At 43.8% G+C, this 5,854-nt stretch carries 2 tRNA genes and 3 rRNA genes; all 5 read left to right on the top strand.

Features of this window, described 5'->3' with window-relative positions:
* The first annotated feature begins 433 nt into the window (after positions 1–433).
* The 5 genes from JBL43_RS20065 (at position 434) to rrf (ending at position 5,810) form a co-directional block, all read left to right on the top strand.
* A 16S ribosomal RNA gene (locus tag JBL43_RS20065) occupies positions 434–1,955 on the top strand.
* A gap of 176 nt (positions 1,956–2,131) precedes the next feature.
* Positions 2,132–2,205, top strand: a tRNA-Ile gene (locus tag JBL43_RS20060).
* A gap of 153 nt (positions 2,206–2,358) precedes the next feature.
* Positions 2,359–2,432, top strand: a tRNA-Ala gene (locus tag JBL43_RS20055).
* Positions 2,433–2,674: 242 nt separating this feature from the next.
* Positions 2,675–5,555, top strand: a 23S ribosomal RNA gene (locus JBL43_RS20050).
* A 145-nt stretch (positions 5,556–5,700) separates the two neighbouring features.
* Positions 5,701–5,810, top strand: a 5S ribosomal RNA gene (gene rrf, locus JBL43_RS20045).
* Together the 16S, 23S and 5S rRNA genes with 2 tRNA genes alongside form the textbook arrangement of a ribosomal RNA operon.
* Positions 5,811–5,854 lie beyond the last annotated feature (44 nt).

Here is a 5,854-nt window from a genome sequence, read left to right as displayed (position 1 = left end):
ATGTTGTTAGATAATAAAAAGAGGTGTATGTTTGCACCCGCAATTGAGAGGGGTATATGATGAGAGTTAGTTGCGATGAAATGTTGAATTGAGGAGGTTGAAAAAAAATAAAATAAAAATTTAATTTTTTTCTTGCAGGTTTAAAAAAAGGTTTTATATTTGCATCCGCTTAGAGAAACAGAGATAAGTTGAAATAGTGATTTGGAGATTTAATAGAGGTTCGATTCCTTTACACGGACAAGATAATGCCTGATATAGATTGGGTATTTTTTTTCGAAAATATTTAAATATTGCTTCGAATAGTTCATTGAAAATATTGAAAATTGACAGCGTAAAAATAGAGTAAGATTACATTTGATTATTCTTTTATTAGGATAATTAATTGATTAATTTTTTTGAGAAACTTTTCGTTTTAAAGAGATTTAAAATTTATACGATGGAGAGTTTGATCCTGGCTCAGGATGAACGCTAGCGGCAGGCTTAACACATGCAAGTCGAGGGGTAACAGAGGTAGCTTGCTACTTGCTGACGACCGGCGCACGGGTGAGTAACGCGTATACAATTTGCCTTATACTGGAGAATAACCAAGAGAAATTTTGACTAATACTCCATAGTATTATAGATTGGCATCAATTTATAATTAAAGATTTATTGGTATAAGATGAGTATGCGTCCTATTAGTTAGATGGTAAGGTAACGGCTTACCATGACTATGATAGGTAGGGGTCCTGAGAGGGAGATCCCCCACACTGGTACTGAGACACGGACCAGACTCCTACGGGAGGCAGCAGTGAGGAATATTGGACAATGGAGGCAACTCTGATCCAGCCATGCCGCGTGCAGGAAGACGGCCCTATGGGTTGTAAACTGCTTTTATACAGGAAGAAACGCATCTACGTGTAGATGTTTGACGGTACTGTACGAATAAGCACCGGCTAACTCCGTGCCAGCAGCCGCGGTAATACGGAGGGTGCAAGCGTTATCCGGAATCATTGGGTTTAAAGGGTCCGTAGGCGGACAATTAAGTCAGAGGTGAAATCCCACAGCTCAACTGTGGAACTGCCTTTGATACTGGTTGTCTTGAATTTTAGTGAAGTAGATAGAATATGTAGTGTAGCGGTGAAATGCATAGATATTACATAGAATACCGATTGCGAAGGCAGTCTACTAACTAACAATTGACGCTAATGGACGAAAGCGTGGGGAGCGAACAGGATTAGATACCCTGGTAGTCCACGCCGTAAACGATGGATACTAGTTGTTGGGGTTTACCTCAGTGACTAAGCGAAAGTGATAAGTATCCCACCTGGGGAGTACGTTCGCAAGGATGAAACTCAAAGGAATTGACGGGGGCCCGCACAAGCGGTGGAGCATGTGGTTTAATTCGATGATACGCGAGGAACCTTACCAGGGCTTAAATGTAAGTTGCATTAGCTAGAGATAGCTATTTCTTCGGACTACTTACAAGGTGCTGCATGGTTGTCGTCAGCTCGTGCCGTGAGGTGTCAGGTTAAGTCCTATAACGAGCGCAACCCCTATCGTTAGTTGCTAACAGGTCATGCTGAGGACTCTAATGAGACTGCCGGTGCAAACCGAGAGGAAGGTGGGGATGACGTCAAATCATCACGGCCCTTACGTCCTGGGCTACACACGTGCTACAATGGTAAGGACAGAGAGCAGCCAACTGGTGACAGTGAGCGAATCTATAAACCTTATCGCAGTTCGGATCGGAGTCTGCAACTCGACTCCGTGAAGCTGGAATCGCTAGTAATCGCATATCAGCCATGATGCGGTGAATACGTTCCCGGGCCTTGTACACACCGCCCGTCAAGCCATGGAAGCTGGGAGTACCTGAAGTCGGTGACCGCAAGGAGCTGCCTAGGGTAAAACTGGTAACTGGGGCTAAGTCGTAACAAGGTAGCCGTACCGGAAGGTGCGGCTGGAACACCTCCTTTCTAGAGCTTGTTTGTGAAGTTTCGACAACACATTCAACAAAGAAACGGAAGTTTTGTTAACGAAAGATTATAATGTTACTTCTATTGCTGTCAATTTTTTTTAAATAATAAAGTCTTAAGATTTAGTTAGTAGGAAAGCACTGCCAACTGAATACTGAATACTGCGGACTGTATAAAGTCTCGTAGCTCAGCTGGTTAGAGCGCTACACTGATAATGTAGAGGTCGGCAGTTCGAGTCTGCCCGAGACTACAAATCATGATAAAACATGATAATTAAAGAATTAAAGAGTTCTGAGAAGAATTTTTTAAACGTTCATTACATATTGAAGGAAATTTTAGAAGTTGAGATACCTTAATTTTTGTTGAAATTTGGAAATTGATTTTTTAAAATTTCATTAATTATGGGGGATTAGCTCAGCTGGCTAGAGCGCCTGCCTTGCACGCAGGAGGTCATCGGTTCGACTCCGATATTCTCCACTATTCAGTGTATAGTTTAACTATAATCTGAAAAATGTTCATTGACATATTGAAATAATGATATCGTAAATCATAATAAGCTAGTTTTTATAGTAATACTTAGGTATTATTATAATTACAGATAGAATTAAAATTAAGGCTGTAATTTATTGAAATATATAAATTACACATTATAAGAATACTCTGATTTATCAGAGTTATTACACTGAGTTTACTTGGTGTAATAAAAAGAGCAAAAAGTACAATAAGCTAAATAAGGGCGTATGGAGGATGCCTAGGCTCTCAGAGACGAAGAAGGACGTGATAAGCTGCGAAAAGCTACGGGGATTGGCACATACAAATTGATCCGTAGATATCCGAATGGGGCAACCCGGCATGTTGAAGACATGTCATCCAGCAATGGAGGTAAACCCGGAGAACTGAAACATCTAAGTACCCGGAGGAAGAGAAAACAATAGTGATTCCGTTAGTAGTGGCGAGCGAACGCGGATTAGCCCAAACCTATCTTGTTACGGCAAGATAGGGGTTGTAGGACTACAATATTTAATGCTAATAGAATTAGAACACTTTGGAAAGAGTGACCATAGAGGGTGATAGTCCCGTATAAGTAATAGAAGTTATTGATAGTAGTATCCTGAGTAGTGCGGGGCACGTGAAACCCTGTATGAATCAAGCGGGACCATCCGCTAAGGCTAAATACTCCTGAGAGACCGATAGTGAACTAGTACCGTGAGGGAAAGGTGAAAAGAACCCTAAATAAGGGAGTGAAATAGATCCTGAAACCGTACGCCTACAAGCGGTCGGAGCAACTTCGTGTTGTGACGGCGTGCCTTTTGCATAATGAGCCTACGAGTTACTGTTGTTAGCAAGGTTAAATGTTTAAGACATGGAGCCGTAGCGAAAGCGAGTCTGAATAGGGCGCCATAGTTAGCAGTAGTAGACGCGAAACCGAGTGATCTACCCATGGGCAGGTTGAAGCTGTGGTAACACATAGTGGAGGACCGAACCAGTTGACGTTGAAAAGTCTTTGGATGACCTGTGGGTAGGGGTGAAAGGCCAATCAAACTCGGAAATAGCTCGTACTCCCCGAAATGCATTTAGGTGCAGCGTTGAGCATAGTTTTATAGAGGTAGAGCTACTGATTGGATGCGGGGGCTTCACCGCCTACCAATTCCTGACAAACTCCGAATGCTATAAAATGATTCTCAGCAGTGAGGGCATGGGTGCTAAGGTCCATGTCCGAGAGGGAAAGAACCCAGACCATCAGCTAAGGTCCCAAAATATATACTAAGTTGAACTAACGAGGTTCGATTGCACAGACAGCTAGGATGTTGGCTTGGAAGCAGCCATTCATTTAAAGAGTGCGTAACAGCTCACTAGTCGAGCGATCGAGCATGGATAATAATCGGGCATAAGTATATTACCGAAGCTATGGCTTCTATACACGAGTATAGAGGGGTAGGGGAGCATTGTAACAGGGTTGAAGGTGTACCGTAAGGTATGCTGGACTGGTTACAAAAGAAAATGTAGGCATAAGTAACGATAATGCGGGTGAGAAACCCGCACACCGAAAGACTAAGGTTTCCTCAGCTATGCTAATCAGCTGAGGGTTAGTCGGGACCTAACGCGAACCCGAAAGGGGTAGTGGATGGACAACAGATTAATATTTCTGTACTACTTTATATTGCGATGGGGTGACGGAGTAATGACAGCACCGCGAACTGACAGAATAGTTCGTTAAACTGAATAGGTATAGGTTTGATAGTTAAATGCGTCAGACTTGCTGAATCAGGATAGTACCACAAAGCTTCGGCAGCGTGGATAGTGTGTGTAAAGGCTTCCAAGAAAAACCTCTAAGCTATAGATATAAAGTACTCGTACCGTAAACCGACACAGGTAGTTGGGAAGAGAATTCTAAGGTGCTCGAGAGATTCATGGCTAAGGAACTAGGCAAAATAGACTCGTAACTTCGGGAGAAGAGTCGCCCCCCTCCGGGGGGGCCGCAGAGAAATGATCCAGGCGACTGTTTATCAAAAACACAGGGCTATGCTAAATCGAAAGATGATGTATATGGCCTGACACCTGCCCGGTGCTGGAAGGTTAAGTGGAGTTGTTATCTTCGGAGAAGCAATGAAATGAAGCCCCAGTAAACGGCGGCCGTAACTATAACGGTCCTAAGGTAGCGAAATTCCTTGTCGGGTAAGTTCCGACCTGCACGAATGGTGCAACGATCTGGATACTGTCTCAGCCATGAGCTCGGTGAAATTGTAGTATCGGTGAAGATGCCGATTACCCGCTACGGGACGAAAAGACCCCGTGAACCTTTACTATAGCTTAGTATTGACTTTGGATAAGTAATGTGTAGGATAGGTGGGAGACTTCGAAGCGGCGTCGCTAGGCGTTGTGGAGTCACCGTTGAAATACCACCCTTTGCTTATTCGAAGCCTAACCCAGTGATGGGGACAGTGCTTGGTGGGTAGTTTGACTGGGGTGGTCGCCTCCAAAAGAGTAACGGAGGCTTCTAAAGGTACCCTCAGCACGCTTGGTAACCGTGCGTAGAGTGCAATGGCATAAGGGTGCTTGACTGCGAGACTGACAAGTCGATCAGGTTGGAAACAAGAGCATAGTGATCCGGTGGTTCCGTATGGAAGGGCCATCGCTCAAAGGATAAAAGGTACTCCGGGGATAACAGGCTGATCTCCCCCAAGAGCTCATATCGACGGGGGGGTTTGGCACCTCGATGTCGGCTCGTCACATCCTGGGGCTGGAGAAGGTCCCAAGGGTTGGGCTGTTCGCCCATTAAAGTGGCACGCGAGCTGGGTTCAGAACGTCGTGAGACAGTTCGGTCTCTATCTGTAGCGGGCGTTAGAAATTTGCGTGGATCTGATTCTAGTACGAGAGGACCGAATTGGACTGACCTCTGGTGTACCAGTTGTTCCGCTAGGAGCACTGCTGGGTAGCTACGTCGGGAAGGGATAAGCGCTGAAAGCATATAAGCGCGAAACCCACCACTAGATGAGATTTCTTTAAAGGGTCGTGGAAGATTACCACGTTGATAGGCTATAGGTGTAAAGGCAGTAATGTCATAGCCGAGTAGTACTAATAACCCATAGGCTTATGTACGCTTACTCCCTGTTGGGCAACTAACAGGGAGTGAAAACTCTTTTTTTTTATAAAAAAGCTGTTTTTAATTTAATTACGATTTACTATATCATTATTTTTTATATGTCAACTCTTACAGTTTTGATAACTCAGAACTGAAACAGTTTAAGGTGATTATAACGATAGGGCTCACCTCTTCCCATCCCGAACAGAGAAGTTAAGCCTATCAGTGCAGATGGTACTGCCACTAGGTGGGAGAGTATGTCGTCGCCTTTCTTTTAAACCTTCATTATTAATTTAATGAAGGTTTTTTTATGATA

Source organism: Aureibaculum flavum (assembly GCF_016406085.1).
Lineage (GTDB): Bacteria > Bacteroidota > Bacteroidia > Flavobacteriales > Flavobacteriaceae > Aureibaculum > Aureibaculum flavum.
Note: the sequence above shows the minus strand (reverse complement) of the source record. Positions and strands in the feature narration are given on the sequence as shown.